General features: G+C 31.2%; 20 protein-coding genes. 10 read left to right on the top strand and 10 right to left on the bottom strand.

All coding sequences use genetic code 11. From position 1 onward, the window contains the following. Positions 1-83: 83 nt before the first annotated feature. Entirely contained in the window at positions 84-611 is a 528-nt protein-coding gene (locus tag DK857_RS16450; RefSeq protein WP_109393659.1) for a DUF4303 domain-containing protein, read from the bottom strand. Positions 612-776: 165 nt separating this feature from the next. After that, positions 777-1,229, bottom strand: coding sequence for a multidrug/biocide efflux PACE transporter (locus DK857_RS16445; protein ID WP_109393660.1), 453 nt, complete (start codon positions 1,227-1,229; stop codon positions 777-779). Positions 1,230-1,329: 100 nt separating this feature from the next. Between DK857_RS16445 and DK857_RS16440 the strand changes: the two genes are divergently transcribed. Continuing rightward, a complete protein-coding gene (locus DK857_RS16440; protein ID WP_109402742.1) occupies positions 1,330-2,202 on the top strand; it encodes a LysR family transcriptional regulator in 873 nt (290 codons plus the stop codon). A 68-nt stretch (positions 2,203-2,270) separates the two neighbouring features. Here DK857_RS16440 and DK857_RS16435 read toward each other — a convergent pair whose 3' ends face one another. Together DK857_RS16435 and DK857_RS16430 are read right to left on the bottom strand one after the other, a co-directional pair. Then, on the bottom strand, positions 2,271-2,609 hold the full coding sequence (locus DK857_RS16435) for a DUF1869 domain-containing protein (protein WP_109393662.1): 339 nt from the start codon (positions 2,607-2,609) through the stop codon (positions 2,271-2,273). A 7-nt stretch (positions 2,610-2,616) separates the two neighbouring features. After that, positions 2,617-2,949 carry a DUF1971 domain-containing protein gene (locus DK857_RS16430; protein WP_109393663.1) on the bottom strand — a complete coding sequence of 111 codons (333 nt, stop codon included), beginning with the start codon at positions 2,947-2,949 and terminating at the stop codon, positions 2,617-2,619. 365 nt (positions 2,950-3,314) lie between these two features. On the opposite strand from DK857_RS16430, the gene cbpA reads away from it, so the two are divergent. The 3 genes from cbpA to DK857_RS16415 all read left to right on the top strand — a co-directional run bounded on the left by cbpA (position 3,315) and on the right by DK857_RS16415 (position 6,125). Continuing rightward, positions 3,315-4,259: a curved DNA-binding protein gene (gene cbpA / locus DK857_RS16425; RefSeq protein WP_109402741.1), complete on the top strand. Its 945-nt coding sequence runs from the start codon at positions 3,315-3,317 to the stop codon at positions 4,257-4,259. Then, positions 4,259-4,564 carry a chaperone modulator CbpM gene (cbpM, locus tag DK857_RS16420; RefSeq protein ID WP_075673157.1) on the top strand — a complete coding sequence of 102 codons (306 nt, stop codon included), beginning with the start codon at positions 4,259-4,261 and terminating at the stop codon, positions 4,562-4,564. The genes cbpA and cbpM overlap by 1 nt, the downstream gene beginning before the upstream one ends. Positions 4,565-4,850: 286 nt before the next feature. After that, positions 4,851-6,125 (top strand): amidohydrolase, encoded by a 1,275-nt coding sequence (locus DK857_RS16415; protein WP_109402740.1) that lies wholly within the window; start codon positions 4,851-4,853, stop codon positions 6,123-6,125. Between the two features lie 51 nt (positions 6,126-6,176). Here DK857_RS16415 and DK857_RS16410 read toward each other — a convergent pair whose 3' ends face one another. Continuing rightward, the gene (locus DK857_RS16410; protein ID WP_109393666.1) at positions 6,177-7,109 is read right to left on the bottom strand and encodes a LysR family transcriptional regulator; all 933 of its coding nucleotides are present in this window, start codon (positions 7,107-7,109) and stop codon (positions 6,177-6,179) included. Between the two features lie 745 nt (positions 7,110-7,854). On the opposite strand from DK857_RS16410, the gene DK857_RS16405 reads away from it, so the two are divergent. Further along, positions 7,855-9,351, top strand: a complete 1,497-nt coding sequence (locus tag DK857_RS16405; protein ID WP_109402739.1) for a C69 family dipeptidase — start codon at positions 7,855-7,857, stop codon at positions 9,349-9,351. Positions 9,352-9,430: 79 nt separating this feature from the next. On the opposite strand, the gene DK857_RS16400 is transcribed toward DK857_RS16405, so the two are convergent. Further along, on the bottom strand, positions 9,431-10,327 hold the full coding sequence (locus DK857_RS16400) for an AraC family transcriptional regulator (RefSeq protein ID WP_109393668.1): 897 nt from the start codon (positions 10,325-10,327) through the stop codon (positions 9,431-9,433). A gap of 381 nt (positions 10,328-10,708) precedes the next feature. Between DK857_RS16400 and DK857_RS16395 the strand changes: the two genes are divergently transcribed. The 4 genes from DK857_RS16395 to lpxL all read left to right on the top strand — a co-directional run bounded on the left by DK857_RS16395 (position 10,709) and on the right by lpxL (position 14,350). After that, the gene (locus DK857_RS16395; RefSeq protein ID WP_075674310.1) at positions 10,709-11,041 is read left to right on the top strand and encodes an MliC family protein; all 333 of its coding nucleotides are present in this window, start codon (positions 10,709-10,711) and stop codon (positions 11,039-11,041) included. A gap of 460 nt (positions 11,042-11,501) precedes the next feature. Continuing rightward, entirely contained in the window at positions 11,502-12,359 is an 858-nt protein-coding gene (locus tag DK857_RS16390) for an alpha/beta fold hydrolase (protein WP_109393712.1), read from the top strand. A gap of 397 nt (positions 12,360-12,756) precedes the next feature. Further along, a complete protein-coding gene (cspE, locus tag DK857_RS16385; RefSeq protein WP_109393669.1) occupies positions 12,757-12,969 on the top strand; it encodes a transcription antiterminator/RNA stability regulator CspE in 213 nt (70 codons plus the stop codon). A 451-nt stretch (positions 12,970-13,420) separates the two neighbouring features. After that, positions 13,421-14,350 carry an LpxL/LpxP family Kdo(2)-lipid IV(A) lauroyl/palmitoleoyl acyltransferase gene (gene lpxL, locus DK857_RS16380; protein ID WP_109393670.1) on the top strand — a complete coding sequence of 310 codons (930 nt, stop codon included), beginning with the start codon at positions 13,421-13,423 and terminating at the stop codon, positions 14,348-14,350. 396 nt (positions 14,351-14,746) lie between these two features. Here lpxL and DK857_RS16375 read toward each other — a convergent pair whose 3' ends face one another. Then, entirely contained in the window at positions 14,747-15,058 is a 312-nt protein-coding gene (locus tag DK857_RS16375; RefSeq protein ID WP_109402738.1) for a hypothetical protein, read from the bottom strand. Between the two features lie 525 nt (positions 15,059-15,583). Between DK857_RS16375 and DK857_RS16370 the strand changes: the two genes are divergently transcribed. Next, positions 15,584-16,336, top strand: a complete 753-nt coding sequence (locus DK857_RS16370) for a class I SAM-dependent methyltransferase (protein ID WP_109402737.1) — start codon at positions 15,584-15,586, stop codon at positions 16,334-16,336. 615 nt (positions 16,337-16,951) lie between these two features. Here the strand turns inward: DK857_RS16370 and DK857_RS16360 are convergent. The 3 genes from DK857_RS16360 to DK857_RS19275 form a co-directional block, all read right to left on the bottom strand. Beyond that, positions 16,952-17,977 (bottom strand): SMI1/KNR4 family protein, encoded by a 1,026-nt coding sequence (locus DK857_RS16360; RefSeq protein WP_109402736.1) that lies wholly within the window; start codon positions 17,975-17,977, stop codon positions 16,952-16,954. 32 nt (positions 17,978-18,009) lie between these two features. Continuing rightward, entirely contained in the window at positions 18,010-18,381 is a 372-nt protein-coding gene (locus DK857_RS16355) for an SMI1/KNR4 family protein (protein ID WP_109402735.1), read from the bottom strand. A 389-nt stretch (positions 18,382-18,770) separates the two neighbouring features. Then, the gene (locus DK857_RS19275; RefSeq protein ID WP_167392438.1) at positions 18,771-18,932 is read right to left on the bottom strand and encodes a hypothetical protein; all 162 of its coding nucleotides are present in this window, start codon (positions 18,930-18,932) and stop codon (positions 18,771-18,773) included. Positions 18,933-18,973 lie beyond the last annotated feature (41 nt).

Genomic DNA, 18,973 nt, shown 5'->3' with positions numbered 1-18,973 from the left:
CTTCTTGTGTCAATAATAAATAACCGTTCGGTTATCGCTTTATTTTTGAACATCTACGATATTTATCGTTCTACACAGTTTTATTAATATTTTCCAATACGCATTAAAGCATCTTCAACATCTTCATCATGATCAATTGTAAAAGCAATAAAATCCTCAGTTTTTGGGATTTTTTTGTAAGTCTCTGTTTGCTTAAACAGGGTTAGAGATTCTGAAAATATGTGAATAATTTTTGTTAAAACGTGAGAGTAAGAGCCGTCTTCATAAGACGTATGATAAAGTTGTTCTAAGTATGTTTCATCGATAGGATAAATAGTACTAAAGCATTGGTATTCCCAATCACCTGTATTGTATTTTAAGCTTTTTATCTCTTCATTTGAATGATAAACATGATTATCAGATTGATTTTGATAGTATTTTAATGTTTTTTGAAAATATTCTTCAGTGTTAAAGCAAAGATTTACTTCTCCATATGCGGCATTTAAATCGAACGCAAAGGCGTAAAAGACTTCGCCACTTTTTTCTGTTAAAAATTTCTCTGTTTCTGTTATTGCAAAAGAGACAATATCATTTTTTATATTTTTAATTATTTCATCATTTAATATCATCATTGAATCATAATCCAGTTAGATACAGCGACAATCATAATAATTGCTCTGTATGAAGATAATTAGAATAGTATATTAATATTATAACTTAATGATATAAAATAATGAGTGCCTACTTTTGATTAGTGATAAAACACCTAATGATAGTTCAAAAGGTGTTTTGTGTAATTATTGACGTGCAATTACCCGTTTTTCTTTACGATTAAACCAACTTTCGCGTAATTTATCGTAGCTAAGATTAAATGCATAAGTATAAAAAAGGAAAAAGACAAAAAAAACAATTTCTAATAAGAATGCACTCCATAACGACATATTTAATAGAAATGCCAATATTGGTAAACCAATAACCACAAAGCTTAATTCAAAACCAATAGCATGAATGACTCGTATTTTTGTTGGTCTTGATCCTTTGATTAAAGGCCAATAGCGGTCAAAAATCATGTTATAAAATAAATTCAATAGCATAGCTAATGTTGATAAAACAATAGCAACAGTTCCCATTTGAAAAACTGAGCGACCCAAAACCCATGCACTAAGTGGCGCTGTTATTGCGATGGCTATTACTTCAAATGAAACAGCGTGAAAAACGCGCTCAGTAAATGTTTTTTGATATTGGCTCATATCCCACCTCAAATTAATTATTTAACAAAAAACGAGTGCAATTATTGATGATATTTTGTATATATACAAAATAGGAGCCATCGAAAAAACCGATACCATAATGAACTATTCTATAGAAACTTTGCGTACATTTGTTGAAGCTGCTTCATTAAAATCATTTTCTGCAGCAGCACGAAAATTAAATAAAAGCCAATCTACGGTCAGTAGTACAATCGCCGGATTCGAAGATGATATGGGGTTTGAATTATTTGAGCGTAAAGGGCGGGAGTCAACACTGACTTTTGCAGGACAAAAAGTGTTGAGCTTGGTTGAAGATATATTATCGGCTGATGAACGATTACAGGCATTAAGAATAGAATTATCGCCTGAAATGGAGCCTCGTTTAAGTTGTGTATTCTCTGATATGTATCAACCACCTTATTCAGAGCAACTTTTGAAAATTCTAGATAAAGAATTCCCCCATCTTGAATTTGAGTTTCTTGTTGCTGAGAATGATGATGTGATTAATATGCTGCAAAATAATCAGGCGCATATTGGTATGATGGAATCACGAGCAGAATACCCTGCTGATATTGCTTTCGCTCGTTTGCCTATAAGTGGTAAGTTAGGACTATATGCACATAAAACGCACCCACTTGTAAGAGAAAAGAAAATCAACTATCAACATTTAACAATGCATCGTCAATTAAGGCTAAGCAGTAGTGCCCAATTTGCTATTAATAGTGAGAAAAACTGGCTAGCACCTAACTATTTATTATTACTTGAAATGGCAGAGCAAGAAATGGGATGGGCAATATTACCCACATGGTTAGTTGAGCAATTTGGACATGATTTGTTAGTCAGTCTAGATTATGACCAATTTCCCAAGAAAATAGACATTGATTTAGTATGGTCAAGAAGCAAGCCACCAGGAAAAGCGGGGTATTGGATGATAGATAGGCTATTAAAAAATGATCTTCAGTTTTCTCTCTAGGTATTAATCAATCACCTTCATCATCAATAGATATAGCGAAGGTGATATATTCCTTTCACTACGCCAGATCACCAGCCACAAACATTGGTTTCTTCATCCATATCATAACCACGTACAATATTGATAAGATCTTTCACTATTAAACTGGACATATCAGCATCTAATAAATCAGCTAAAAAGCTATTTTTATCAACAGAAACACCGTTATTTTTGTTTGTTAATACTAAGGTAAGTTCTTGCGAGTCAATATTTACCTTATTTTTTAACTCATTAACCAAAAGTAAAACTTCTTTAGTAGCAACTTCTGGAATATATAAAATTTTAGGATTTAGAAATATTTTTTGAGATTTTTCTTGGCCATTGGCATTAATTAATTCTAATAAATAGCCTTTATTTTCATTTTCCATATTATTATTAACCTTCAGCAAGTATTTTAGGATCGACATAAAAATCGACATTAAAAACAGTATCTTCAGTTTTTGCTTCTATTTTGTGCCATGTTTCTGGCGGGAATACACCAAATTCACCAGCATTAATCACTAATTTTTCTGTTGGTTCTGGGCTAATTTCATCTGCATATGCGTAATAAATAATCATTCCTTGCATAACAGACAGCTTAGGATAAACCCCTTGGCGAGTACCTTTATCTAAATGCCTTTCCCAAATTGATTTTGGGGCTGTGTCTTTGGTCCAAAGTGGTGTTGAGCGTACATGGATATAGTGAGTGGGAATAATAATTCGTTCCATTTTGCCTCCCTAAAATGAAGAGATTAATTTTTCTATTTTTATCTTAGTTAAGAAGAAAAATTATTGCTGATAATGTAATAAGCTATTGTGCTATTGAATAAAATCTACCTCTTCTAATGAGGTATTTCAAATGCAATTTTATGAAAAAAAGTGACAATATAGTTCTAGGCTTATTAATATCTTGTTTTATTTGATTAAATTATTTTTTAAAGTTTAAATTATCTTTTACTTAAAGGTCGTTTTTTAGGCATTTCTCAGGTGTTATTCTTGATGTTTACTCACTAACATAATTTCTTTGTTCTATAATTAATCAACCCTAGGGGATTAATATTTAATTCATTATTTAACATAATTGAGATATCACTATGGAATTAAAGGATTACTACGCCATAATGGGTGTTAAACCTACCGATGATACTAAAACGATTAAAACGGCTTATCGCCGTTTAGCTAAAAAATATCACCCTGATGTAAGTAAAGAGCCGAATGCTGAAGAGTGTTTTAAAGAAATTGCTCAAGCGTGGGAAATATTAGGCGATGAGCAACGAAGAGCCGAATATGATGAGCTTTGGGCACATCGTAACGATCCTAAGTTTAAGCAATTTACACAACAACATTCGAATAAAAAAAATCACCAAAGCTTTAGCCAAGAAGATTTTGATGATTTTTACGCTTCATTTTTTGGTCAACACTCTCCATTTGAAGGTCGTCGAACTCAACAAGCACCTAAACAGCGTGGACATGATTTAGAGATAGAATTAGCCGTTTTTCTAGAAGAATCGCAGGAAGAACATAAGCGTACGATTAGTTATCACTTACCAGTTTATAATATTTTTGGAATTTTAGAAAAAGAGATCCCTAAAACTTTGAATGTTAAAATTCCAGCCGGTGTTATTGATGGGCAACGTATTCGTTTAAAAGGTCAGGGTACAGTAGGTGAGAATGGAGGCGAAAATGGTGATTTATGGTTAACAATTCGTATTGCACCTCATCCTTTGTTTGATATTAAAGGCCATGATTTAGAAATAGTTGTTCCTGTTGCTCCTTGGGAAGCAGCATTAGGTGCAAAAATTCCTATACCTACAATAAAAGAAAAAATCTTGTTAACTATTCCTGCGGGAAGCCAAGCAGGACAAAAGCTACGTATTAAAGGAAAAGGGTTAGTTAGTAAAAAGGTTAGCGGTGATTTATATGCAATTTTAAAAATTGTTATGCCACCTAAATCCGATGAAAAGACACGCGAATTATGGCAACAAATTGCAGATAGTCAGACCGATTATAATCCACGTAAAGACTGGGAGAATAAATAATGGGTCACTTAACAACAACCGTATTTACTGTTACTGAGTTTTGTCATCATACTGGAATATCAAATGATGAACTCAAAGAATTTGTAGCACTTGGTGTAATTGAACCGCTAGAAATTGAAACTCAGGAGTGGTTTTTTGATGATAATGCTATCGTGGTGACACATCGAGCATTAAAACTTCATAAAGAGCTCGCATTAGATTGGCACGGTATCGCTATCGCACTGACTTTATTAGATGAAAATGAACAGCTAAAACAAGAGAATAAGCAATTACGTCAGCAGTTAATGCGATTTATAAATGAATAATCATTAATAAAATAGCTACTAAAAGAGTAAACACTTTAGTGGCTATTTTTATGCCTGAATTTTATTAATGACTTATAGTTATATATTTGTTATTAATTGATTTTAAAGGTTATTTATCCTCATTACCTTAGGTTTCTATTCTTAGAATACTTACTTTAAAAATAAGTAAAATGATGTTGAGATCACACCTATATCATAACTATTAAGTTATGATGACTATAATATTTCAATTATCATCTTCTCTTTTATTATTAATAAGAGATTTATTTTTTGTAAGGGAAAAATAATGAAGCCGCTCCAAACCAATAAACTAATAGAATGGCGCAGAAAGTTTCACCAGTTTCCAGAAATTGGCTGGACTGAATTTGTGACGACAGGCACGATAATCAGCGTATTGCGAGATATGAATATTGAAGTAAAAGCTGGGCCTCATATTATTTGTCGAGAAAGTATTTTAGGTCGAGATGAAAAATTAGTTAATGAAGCCATCAAAATAGCCGAAGAAGAAGGGATCGGTGCTGAGTTATTGGCTGAAATGGACGGTTTAACAGGGTGTCTGGCTATTATTGATACAGAAATTCCTGGCCCTACATTTACCTTTCGTTTCGATATTGATTGTGTTTATGTTCAAGAGTCAAATGACGATACTCATCTGCCTAATAAACAAGGATTTGCTTCGTGCCGTTCTGGATTAATGCATGCTTGTGGTCATGATGGACACACTGCAATAGGGCTTGGCCTTGCTCATTGGTTAAAACAAAATATTCACGCTTTACGCGGGAAATATAAATTGATATTCCAACCCGCAGAAGAAGGAGTGAGAGGTGCAAGAGCAATAAGCGACAGTGGAGTATTAGATGATACTGATTATTTTATGGGGATGCATATTGGATGTAACTTGAAAAAAGGTGAAATTGCACTCGATCCTTTTGATTTTCTTTGTACCACTAAATTAGATATTTCTTTAAAAGGAAAACCCGCTAATGCTATTGATGAACCAGAAAAAGGAAATAACGCATTAGCCGGAGCATGCTTTTTAGCTAATGAAATATTAGCAACGCCAAGACATGGTAAAGGTATGACGAGAGTGAATATTGGAACTTTAATTGCAGGCGAAAATCGTAGCCTTATTCCTAGTTCTGCGAAAATGCAATTAGAAGTGCGTGGGCAAGATGCTGAAATAACACAATACTTATTTAATAGTATAAAAAAATATGTTGATGGTATTGCAATTACTTACCAACTAGAAACAAAAATAGACATTACGGGCGAAGCGACAAATTTCAGAAATGATCGAGAAATGATAGATATCATGCAAGGTGTTGTTGATGCGCATCCAGATTTATTAAATGTCGTATTACCTTTAGGAGGAAGTGAGGATGTCTCATTAATGGTAAGAAGAGTGCAAGAGAAAAAAGGAAAAGCGATATTCTTCTTAGTTGGCGCAGATCAATGTGATGGACATCATAAAGAAAAATTTGATATCGATGAAGAGGCGCTTTCCATCGGGTTAACACTTTTTACTGAAGGTATTCTCTCTATTCTTGAGATGCATAAATAAGAGAAAGGTCTCTCCTATTTATCGATATTGCATAGAATGAGACCTTAATAACTATTTAATTGGGGTCGAAAATAAAGAGGCATCAGGTTGATGTTCTTTAATAAACTCAATATAAAGTTGTGTTTCATGCTCTGTTTTTTGCGACGTGAAAAAACAAATATTACTCATAATCGTCGGTGTAAATTCTCTATAAACAATATCTTCTGTTTCAATAGTAGGAAATGAATTAATTAAACTGATCCCTAAGCCATTTTTTACAAATGTCATAGCTGTATCTTGATCAGAAACTTCAGCAATAATATTAGGCTTAGATTTTGATTTATTGAGTGCTCGATCAATAACTGTGCGCCCAATATTACTTTTAACTAAAGCAATAAAAGACTGTTCATGTAAATCATCAGGTGTGATGGTGTTTTTTGTAGATAATTCATGTGTTTTAGGAATTGCACAAATAATTTGAGTTTCTCTCATCGGAATTTGAGTCAAATTATAATTGCTGTTAATGGTCATATTATCAGTAATGACAATATCAGCTTGTTCTTTTGCAATTAAAGAAAGTAGCTGCTCACTTCTAGATATTTCTAAATGGACATTAACTTGATATTTTTTGATAAACAGAGTGGTGGCCTGATTGATAAAACCATAAGCTAATGTTGGTGGAACTAGGATCCGTAGACTTCGTTTTTTTTCTTGATGATGAAAATGACTCAATCGACTGAAAGATTCGGCGATATTGGCAATTTCTTCATAAAGCAATAAGGCATCAGAGTTTGGAATTAGTTTATTATTTTCACGAGTGAATAACTTTTTACCACAGCGTTTTTCGATCTGGTTCAATGTCTGACTTACAGCTGGTTGAGAAATTCCCAGCTGCTCAGCTGCATTAGTAACACTTCCCTGATCGATCACGGTTTGTATAATTTCGAGGTCACGTAAAGTCGCCCATCCCCCTGACCAAGAAGTTCTTTTTATGTTCATTGTCATTATGTTTTTTGTTTTAGTCAGTTTATCTTGTGTACGATTATACCGTTAATGAATTGATTATTGAATAATAGTAATGATGGAAATTTTAAATGATTTTTATAAGGAATATTTTAAGAGTAAAGGCGTAGATTATAAATGTTATTTGGGATTTATAACTTTTATTATAAAACTTATTGACCGGCTGTTATTGATACTTTTGTCTATAAAAAATCCATTTTTATAGATTTAGAAAGACATAATTATATAATAATTCCAATAAGAGCCATTGGAACTATAGAAGAGTTCAATCAACTATTTAAATTTATACAAGAAAAAAGTAGAAAATAGATTTCAAAAAAAGAGTTCCAGAAAATAAAGCTGGAGCTCTTTTTTTAGGTTAGCATAACAAAATTAACACAAGTTATTATCAGATTTAATGTATTGCTATCGTCTTTAATATCAATGGCTATTTATATAAATAACACTGCTATCAATTACATTAAAATAATATTAATAACAAAGCTCATCTGATTTTATTTTTATATGAAATATACCTTTCAATAAAGCTCTCTGATATTAATATGATGCATAAAATTAATATTTTTATTTAGAAATATAATAATCATTGAGATATAAATCACGGAAATTAACACATTTTCATTGCTAATATTTCGCATAAAATTATCTATCTAGTTTTTTATTTTGATTCTAAAAAGATACTTAATTGATTTATAAATTATAAATAACAAGCAAATGGGGGAGTTTTATGTCTTTATTCAAAAAAGGTATTATCGCTTTATCCGTTAATATTGCATTAGTTTCTTCAGCTTTAGCCTGTACAACGTTGTTAGCGGGAAGCGAAGCGACAAATGATGGTTCGTTGATTATTGCTCGCAGCGCAGATAGCGATGCATTAAAAGCACAACATTTTGTTATTCATCCGGCTAAAACGAATCAAACAGGTATTTACAGCACCAAAGAGCATAATGGTGCTAATAATTTCACTTATCCATTACCTAAGAATTCATTACGTTATACCACTGTACCGAATTGGAAAACACAACTCCATGGTGCAACAGGATTTAATGAACTGGGTGTGGGTGTTAGTGGTACAGAATCTATTTTTGCTTCACCTAAAGCGCTCTCTTTTGATCCCTATGTTGAAGATACTGGAATAACTGAAGATGATATTCCAGATGTCTTACTTTCAAGAGCAAAAACAGCTCGTGAAGCAGTGGAATTATTAGGAAGTATTATTGAAAAACAAGGTGCTGGTGAAGGGTTTGGTGTTGCTGTTGTTGATAAAAATGAGCTTTGGTATTTAGAAACTGGAACAGGACATCATTGGATCGCACAAAAATTACCTAAAGATAAGTACTTTGCGACAGGAAACCAAGGCCGATTACAACACTATGATATTAACAGTGATGATGTTTTAGGCTCTAAAAATCTAGTGGAATTTGCTGTTGAGAAAGGGCTATATAACCCTGAAAAAGAAGGAGGGTTTAATTTTTCAAAAGCTTATACACGAGATGATGAACGAGATCGTACTTATAATGATCCGCGTGTGTGGGTTATTCAGCAACAATTTAATCCATCATTAAAACAAGCTGTGGATGATGGTCGTAATTTCGCGCCTTTATTAACACCAGAGAAAAAAATATCTGTTGAAGAAGCTAAAGCGATGTTACGTAATCACTTTGAAGGAACAGAGCACGACCCATATACTAATGGATTAAATGGTCAAGAATCTTGGCGTCCAATCAGTGTATTCAGAACTTATGAAGCGCATGTTATGCAGGTTCGCCCTGAGCTTCCTCAGGAAATAGGTGAAGTTACCTATGTTGGTTTAGGCATGGCCGATTTAACTGCATTTGTTCCGTATTACAGTGGATTGAAAGCTTATCCACAACATTACGGAATAGGAAGCAATCAAGCAGACAGTGATTCTATTTACTGGAAATATCGTAAGTTACAAACATTAGTAATGACAGATTATCCAAAACTTGCACCAATAGTGAAAAAAGCTTATCAAGAGTGGGAAGTAAAAACTGCATTAGAGCAAAAAGAGATGGAAGCTAAATATCTCACTATGGTGAAAACAGATAAAGCTGGCGCAGATAAAATGCTTAATGAATTTAATTTACGAGTCATGGCAGATGCTGAAAAATTAACTGAAAATTTAATGAATGAATTGTTTACAGTAAGAACAAAAGATATTCAAGACGATATTTTCTTTGCTAACAAATCTAAAAAAGACTGATAGCAGTGAAATATTTCAGCTATCTATTTTAATAGAAAGATCCCAATTTAATTGGGATCTTCTTTATAGGTGAAATTAATTAAAGAACGGGGATATAGTAGCTAATTTTTTGTACGTAATGCTCACTTTGACCAAGTAATTTATCGTAACCTACAGATTCTTTTAGTGTATATCGTTCAATGTCTGGGCCGGGTCTGCGTAATAAATTCATTTTCGGAAGTACTTTTGTATAGACCGTATAAATAATGTCATCATAGTCAGTTAATGAATTTAAGATTTCATTCATATGAAATGTAATGGCTAGATAGTTGCCACCTGGCAATTCTAATTGTGACATGGCAGAAACATTTGATGTTTTTGCTAGTTTCTCTTTATCAACGGCAGTGCTATAAATATACATAGTATCTTCTAATGTACTTGCAGATGCTCGATGCATTGCATATAAGTCTGTGGGGATTGTATGTACATCTTTTAAAAATTTACGCCAAAATTCTTTTCTGAATTTTTTCTTGTCTGAATCCCATGTTGAAATAGGCTTATTGTAATGATGTGACATGCCAACTAATTTTTGAGATGGGAATGTAACTACTTCATATTTAGCACTCAGTTCAACGGTTTTTAATGCAGGAAAAATCAGTTCACTAATATCCCAGCCTGGTTTTTTTCTATATTCCGAAGGCGTAATATTAAACTGTTTTTTAAAGGCTCGGCAAAATGTTTGTTGGGAGTCAAAGCGATACTTTAATGAAATATCTAATAGGCTACAACGTGTTACTCTTAACGCATAGGCGCCACAAGATAAACGACGAGCGAGTATGTATTTTCCTAAAGATATTCCTGTATACGCTTTAAATAAGCGCTGAAAATGCCATTTTGTATAGCCTGATTTCTCAGCAACAATATCTAACGATAAACGTGAATCGAGATTTTGCTCAATCCAGACGATGATATCTTTAACAACATTCTCTTGTAGCATGAATATTCCTATTATTTTTTTCTATCGATATTTTTCAACAAGATCGACTTAATTTATTGAACTACAATAAATTTATAGGTGTTAGGATAATAGCATATCGTATAGTGATATTTACATTGAATAAAGTAAAATAGACGGGTAATAATGTAAAGTTATGTATTGCAATTTATTTGAATTAAAATTGACATTAATTAAAAAATTGTATTTTAACTCAATCATCAATGATTGATGATTTTTTATTAAAATTAACCTTAAATTAAAAAATTTATATATATCTTTTAATTTTAATAAAATGCGGAGATATCCTATTTTATCTTTAAAAGATAAAGTCTAGTCTTAATTTATTAGTAAAACATTACTTGATTATTTTAGGAGATGTAAATGAATAAGTTACTTTCTATTTCTGCTATTGCTTTAGTTTCTTCATTAATAACAGCTCCTGCTTTGGCAGCTAAAACAGATACTTATAACTGTGAAGGCCAAAAAATCAGAGTTTCTTTCCCTAATGAACAGCTAGCTGTTATGTATTATAGCGATGAAATTATTGTTTTAAAAGAAGCTGTTGCAGCTAGTGGTGCTCGTTATGTTGGTGAAAACTTCCAAATTTGGGGTAAAGGAAAAAATGAATTTAATTTAGCAACAATTTCAGAGGATGATGCAGTTAATGGGCGAGTTGCTGAAGATAAGGGGCGTACCTGTAAATTAGTAAAATAACGTAGAAACCAGTTATAAATAAAAAAGGACAATTTATTGTCCTTTTTTTATTAAGAAAAAGATTAAGTAAATATAATAATTAAAAATAACAAGTATAGAAAAATGATAACGCATTTTTTATCACATAAATAAGTTGGTTATAAAAAAATTAGTTATAAAGATAGTCTTATTATGACTTTCGTAGTGGCGATCAATGGTAGAGCCCTTACTTATTAGGGCGAGTTTGATTATACTCATAAAGAGTAGTATAAAATATACTCTTTTTTGTTTTTTAAAAAACAAAAATAAATTTCGGTTTATCCATTTATCTGCAACGAAACACAATTTATTGCGAGTTTATATGAAGTCTTACCCTTAGCTAGTCTCAATATTAATTTTTAAAAGTAGAACTTTAAAATAGGCATTGCTATCCAATATGGCTGGTAATGTGTTATCAAAAATTAATAAAAGACAAAGTCTAATGAAAATTAAAAACTCAAGAAAAAATAATGTATTATTACCAGATAATAGAATTTTAACGTGGTATGAATCTGGTCCAGAGCAAGGTAAGCCAGTATTATTTTGTACTGGTGCAGGTATGAGCGGTTTATTAGGTGTAGACATTGGCCTCTTAAATAGACTTAATATTCGGCTGATTGCACCAACTCGTCCTGGATTAGGTGATTCTACTTTTGATCCTAAAAAATCGTTAAAATCTTTTTCTGAAGATATTTTATTCTTATTAGATCATCTTCGTATCAAAAGTATTAATGTAATGGGGTTTTCACAAGGTGCTATTTTTGCGATGGCTCTTTGTGTTTATTGTCATGTTAATAAATTACTGATTGTCGCAGGACAAGATCAATTTGATTATCCTGATACACAAAAAAAGTTAACAGAAGATGTTATCAATATGCAACGTCAAGCTGTTGGATCACCTGATCTGTTAACCAGTTGGATTAAGCAAAATATAACAGCTAAATGGTTAATGGATTTTATCCTAAATTACAGTGCTGATGTTGATTTGGCTATTTATAAGTCAGCTAATTTTCTCTCAGTTTATCAAGAATGTATGGCTGAAGCCTTTAAACAAGGTAATGATGGATACACTCAAGATTTGCTGATTGCGATGCAACCTTGGGGATTCTCACCTGAAGAAATAAAGACACCAACAACTTTATGGTATGGAATGAAGGATACCAGCACAGTTCATTCTCCTGATTTTGGCGAATTATTATTTGAACGTTTTCCCAACGCAGAGCGTCATTTATGGCCAGAAGAAGGGGGAGCACTTCTCTGGACGAAAACAGAAGAAATTTTATTAGAACTGGCTGATTAAGGTGATGTAGTACGTTAATGATAAGGTAGATACGAGTTATCTTAAAAAAATAACAGTATCTACTTTTTTATTCATATTCTTAAATTAAAATAAAGAGATAGCTGAAATAGATAATTGTTTTTATCTTATAATTATTTTCTAATTTAATGTGTAAAAAGTTATTTTTAAAATAAAGATGAAAATAATTTGCTATAAAACGAATTATATGACTTAATAGCGCCACTGGTTTGGAAGTACAGACCTATTTATGTTAGTGCAGTTTTAAGTAGTTCACCGTTTAGCGTTATCCCTGATACCTCTTCGTTGCGAATTCCTTCAAATAGTGACCATAAGTAAAAATCCGAAATCAAACCGAAAACAATGCCTTATGGCAAACTAATTAATTAAAGGAAATCTTATGTCTAATACAATGTCTGGTACAGTAAAATGGTTTAACGATGATAAAGGCTTTGGCTTTATCACTCCTAAAGACGGTAGCAAAGACGTATTCGTACACTTTTCAGCGATCCAAAGCGACAGCTTCAAATCTCTGAAAGAAGGCCAAGAAGTTTCATTTTCTATCGAAAATGGCGCTAAAGGTCCAGCAGCAGCGAACGTAACCGCTCTATAATATATTGAGTTTTATTACAGTATATATTGCTGGTGCAATATCAATACAAGTAAAACTTAAAGAACCTCACTTCGGTGGGGTTTTTTTATGTCAATTTTCAGTATATTTAATTTTAAAGTTTATTTATCTACGCGTAAAAAATAACATTATTAAAGTTATGTAAATATTTAATATAATTAATAGATGTGTATTTACCTTAATTACCAGTGAATTTTACAGATAAATACATTAATTAATAAAAAAACTCTTATAATGGTGAAATAAAGGCATTAAGTTATTGTCTTCTCAATCAAAAGAAAGAAAAAATTTTTATTAGAATAAAAGATATCAGATAAATCATAAAAAATAATTTAAGATAAAAAATAAAAGTAATATTTAATGACTTATCTTAAATAATTATTGTCTAATTCAATGTGGCTTAAATGCTTTTTAGTTCCTAAAGGACAAACTTGTGTACGCAAAAAATATTTTTTCATTGCATTTATTACATCCAAAATATTTCTTAACTTGGTTTGGTGTTTTTATTCTTTTTTTATTAGTACAGCTACCTTATTCGTGGTTACTTTTTTTAGGTAAACATCTTGGATTGTTATCTCGTTTCTTTGTCAAAAGAAGAGTTTCTATCATAAAGAAAAATTTAGAATTATGTTTTCCTAATAAAGATGAAAATGAAATTAACAAGCTTGTTATGGACAATTTATCGTCACTAGGTGTCGCATTATTTGAAACAGGTATGGCGTGGTTCTGGAGTGATCGTCGATTAAAAAAACTATTTGAAGTGCAGGGGATCTCCAATTTTACTGATGCTAGTGATAAAAAAGCTGGAATTTTACTCATTGGTATACATTCTATGTCACTAGAATTAGGTGGGCGCATTATGGGGCTTTGTTTCCCTGTAAATGCGATGTATAGGCCACATAATAATAAAGCGATGGAGTTTATCCAAACTAAAGCAAGATGCCGTTCAGATAAAGGCATGATAGATAGACGTAACTTAAAGTTTATGGTTATGGAGCTAAAAAAAGGAAAAGCAATTTGGTTTGCTCCAGACCAAGACTTTGGTTTAAAAGGCACAACATTCTCTCCTTTCTTCTCTGTTGAAAAAACATCAACCTCAAAAGGGGTTGCAATACTCGCGAAACTATCAGGAGCACCTTCTTTAACCGTCACTTTAGTTAGAAATGAAAATCAAAAAGGTAAAAAGTACAGCTTAATCATTGGTAAAGAATTAGTTAATTATCCTTCTGAGGATATTCAAAATGACACAGATAGAATGAATAAGCTGATAGAAACTGAAATTATGAGAGCTCCAGAACAATATTTATGGGCTCACCGTCGTTTTAAAACTCGGCCAGCAGGTGAAGCCAGTTTTTATAATTAATGATTAATATATAAAAAAGACCAACACACTATGTGTTGGTCACAGTAAATACTGGAAGCAATGTGAGCAATGTCGTTGTGAAAAACCAAGTAAAACACTCAACCATTCACAATGGTAAAAGATAATCATTATCACTTGAATTGTCAACCCTAGGATTTGTATGGATTTAGAAGATAGGAATATAAGAATTTTTATAAATGAGTTAAAACAGAGTTAGCAGATATAGAAATAAACTATATCTGCCTAATATATTATAACCATAATAGAAAATACCATTTATATAGTAATGAATTCTAATTCTTGGAAAATATATACTCATTATTTAATAATAAATATTATTTCTATTTAATAGAGATTAATGTTTATTAAAAAATATAGGGTTTTAAAGTTACTATATTAATTATATACGATATCCATTATACCTACATTTTCTTTGATCCAATTTATACTTACTGAACCTTTATTTTCACCTAATTGAGCATTAAATATTTTATTGGGTTCGATTTTATGTAAAGTTTCTTCCATTTCAGTTCCATTCCAGCAATTTGCTTTAAAAGTATTTCCTACTGAGTCCGTCATACAATTTCCCTCTACAATAGAGCCTGTAAATGTGATTGTTCCTGAGCCGATGACTTTATTGTTATTTGCCATAGTTGGAGCTGATAATAAAAGTGTTAAGCAAATACCGATAATAAAATTATTTTTCATTCTATATTCCTCAAATATTCTTTATTTGGTTAACTTTTGATTTGTTTTTTGTGTACGATAAATAAATGTCTATTCGTACCGAGTTGATGGAAGGAATATTAGAGGAAAAAAATATATCAATCTGTAAAAAATCTTGATGGTTAATGACTGCTAGATAAAGATTTATGAATGATTTTTTGAAAACTTCACTAATGGAATAATAAGTAAAATTAGAAGTGGATTACATAACTATTTGAATGATATGTATTTTGTAAGCTTTGCTTTATTTTCATTAACAAGTTAATTTTATTTAATATTAGTTATATTACTTAATTTTTTTATGATACATTTTGTTGTTAAAACAAAAAATTAATAAATTGAGCTATTTCAAGATGACAAAAAATTTGTCAAAGTATTTCGACGAGATGACTATAAAAGTAAAAATTATATCTTTATTTGATGGTTTTTATCTAGTTGAGTATTGATATCTTAATTTATCACTTTATTATCATTAAAAATAAACGACAAAAAGAGAATAGACTATTTATGCAGAGTTATCATTCGCTATCAGCCCAAGTTTACCAAATAGATAAACCTATAGGGTGTAGTTTTGGTGACGTAGAATATTATCAAGAACGTCTTAAGGACGTTAATGGTAAAATCTTAGAACCCGCCGTGGGAACTGGGCGTATTTTGATCCCTTTATTAAAGGCTGGATTTAATGTAGAAGGGTTTGATCTTTCAGATGAGATGCTTTATTTCTGTATGGAAAATCTAAGAAGAAATGGATATTCTCAAGATAAGGTGACTAAAGATAATTTGTTGACTTTCCAAGTTGAGACACTTGTTGACGCAATAATTATTCCGACTGGGACTTTTTTATTGTTAGATAGCGAAACAAAAGCACTACAGTCACTTCAACAATGCTATAACGCATTAAATCCAGGTGGACGTTTGTTAATTGACATTAGTTTGGCGCATACCTTTACTCAAGGCCAGTGTTCTAGTCGACAATTTGAAACGCCGGAAGGGGATTTAATTACCTTACAGATAGTAAATGCTGAAATAGATTATATTAATCAATTAACAGTATCTCATCACCGTTATGATAAATGGAGAAATGGGAAAATAATTGAAAGTGAATGGGAAGTGTTTAAATTGAAATGGTTTGGTGTGTATGAATTTAAACGACTCCTTGAATCTATTGGTTTTGACAAAATAACAATTTCTGGGGATTATCAATATTTACGTGAACCAAATAACGAAACAGAAATTATTACTTTTGAAGCTTATAAATAGAAATCAAACAGGATATTGACAATAAGGCCATAAAATAATGGCCTTTTTAATATCATTAGTATTTTTTCTGATTTTTTTGAAAAGATCAAAAGTTGTCTTTGCTATGAAAAAAGAAAATAAGAGAACGTTTAATTTGAAAGAAATAGTGATTTTATTTGCCAGAATTAAAGTGAGTTCTTCAGATAAAAAAATCCCCGCACTAGGCGGGGGAAAATTAAATATCTATCAGTGATGAAATACTAAAACCAATAGTAAGGGAAAAAAAGATATCAATCTGTAACAAACTTTTAAAAAAAATAATAAAAATAAGTGTGAAATTAAAAGTGTTTTTTGAAAAAATCATAATTACTTGATATTTTGATAATATAATTAATTGTTTTTAATTGATTTTTAATTTATTAGGGACATTGGGTTGGAGTGTGTAACTAATAATCATGTTAATTTAACAATAAAATTTATATACATTTAGCTAAGAGTATTGATAAATTCCTTAATTTTTAGAACAACAAAAATACGTATTTATAACTATCTTAGGTAAAAATCAGACAATGATAATGATTGATTATTGCCTGATTAGAATAGATGTAAGAAGATGATAGGGTGTCTATCCATTAACTACCATTGTTTTACATCAATCATATTGTTTGGTGGGTATATCTTTGCGATATAAGAAGAAATATTATTACGAATATAAGGACTTTTTTCTTCAGGATACATTTTCCAAGCTTTTTTTAAATAATCCAATAGCTCATTATTGATATAATTTGAACTAGATAATGCCTGGATTGCGCCTAAGCTGATCTCTTCATTTTCAGAGATTATTAGTTCATAAAACGCTGATACTTTATCTTTTAAATTAACATCATGAGAAGCAGCATAAATTGCACTTCTTATTATTTCTACATTTGGGTGAGTAAAGAATGGTTGAAAATCTTCAACTAAAATAGCGTTTAATTTGGTCAAAGAGTAACCGATAAAACGCAATGTATCTTCGTTATTAGTTACTTTAAGTATGGGGAGAAGCCTCTCTTTGAAAAGAGCACATTGATCTTTATATTTAAAGTAAATAATAGGAATAACGATATCTGTTTTTTCATTAAATGGAGCAACTAAAGCTTGCTGAATATAAGGCAGTGCTTGTTCTTTAAAATAGGTAGCTAAAACATTTAATGAAGCTTTATATAGCTCCATATCTTTAGTTTGTAGTTGTTGCTCTAAAAAATCCAAACTGTTGTTGGATAATTCAGGAAGTTTAGTTAGTGAGTTTATTGCACTAATTTTTTTCGTGATATCTTCATTATTTTGGGCAAATTGAAGTAACGTTTCTTCATTACCTCCCATTCGATGACCAAACCAGCTTGTATCATAGCCTAAAATTACTTCATCTAACCAACGTTCATACCATTGTGTAAATGAAGTTTCATAGGAAAATCTGTAAGGAGTATCTGAATTAACCCAATCGGATGTATATAAAATATGACCTTTATAATCTCCATTAACTACTAATAAAAGATCATATTCGCAACCACAAGTACCTAAATAAAGCGTACCTTGATGAACTCTATTGAAAATAGTATCAAAATCTTCATCACTACAGTTTTCGGGTACATTACATAATGCTTTCCATTCATTGATATCCATTTTAGGGCTAAGTAAGCAAGATAAGGAACAATTTAGTATGCCATTCCTATTGATTTGATTGCATCATCAAAAGTATATAGGCCATAGTAAGGACCGGCGCTACCATAAGAGCCTGTACCGCCATTACCAATTTGAGTTACAAAGGTGATATAATCTTCAGGAAATTCACATCCTATTTTTGCTTGTAGCTGATTAACTTTCTCTTTTGATAACGGAGAATTTAGCTGATATTTATGATTATCAGCACCAAACTCTTTATGTTCATGATCAATACTAACAACTAGTGCTAATTTCTCACGGATACGTTCAATAGGATTATCTGCATATTTTTTATTAAGTTGTTCCCATTGTTTCTCTGGTGTTAGCTCTTTATTTTTTCCAATGAACGCGGAAATAAAACCCATAATTTAAAATCCCTATTGATGATATGGCTTATATTATAAAGTGGTTATTTCATAATTATTTTTAGATAGTGATAACCAAATACAATATTATTATCTTACTTAATTTTCACTATAAACTATTTTAATTTCAATAAGATAATAGTATTTTGTATGAAAGCTTATCCTTCATTTAGTGTTAAGTGGCGTATGGTTTTATGCAGATAAAAAAAAGACCAACGCTAGGAGAGTTGGTCAATAAATACTAGAAGCAATGTGAGCAATGTCGTTGTGAAAAACCAAGTAAAATACTCAATTATTCACAAGTTAAAAGATAATCATTATCATTTGATATGTCAACCCTATGAAGATTGTGGTCACTATTTATTCACACTAAAAGCCAATAAGTTCTCTTACTTTACAGAAACCAAAGTAGGAATTTTGTTATTAATAACAATAAGATCACTATTTTCTGATTGCGGACTTATTGTATTTTTAACGGCATTCATTTTTTTCATTTTATTGACTAAATCTTTAAAGTGTTTAGAGCGTAAATGTATCGTTTTCTTAACCATGAGTTTTCTCCTTATTGATGATAGTTATAACGATAATAAGG

The organism is Proteus terrae (genome assembly GCF_003144325.1).
Lineage (GTDB): Bacteria > Pseudomonadota > Gammaproteobacteria > Enterobacterales > Enterobacteriaceae > Proteus > Proteus terrae.
Note: the sequence above shows the minus strand (reverse complement) of the source record. Positions and strands in the feature narration are given on the sequence as shown.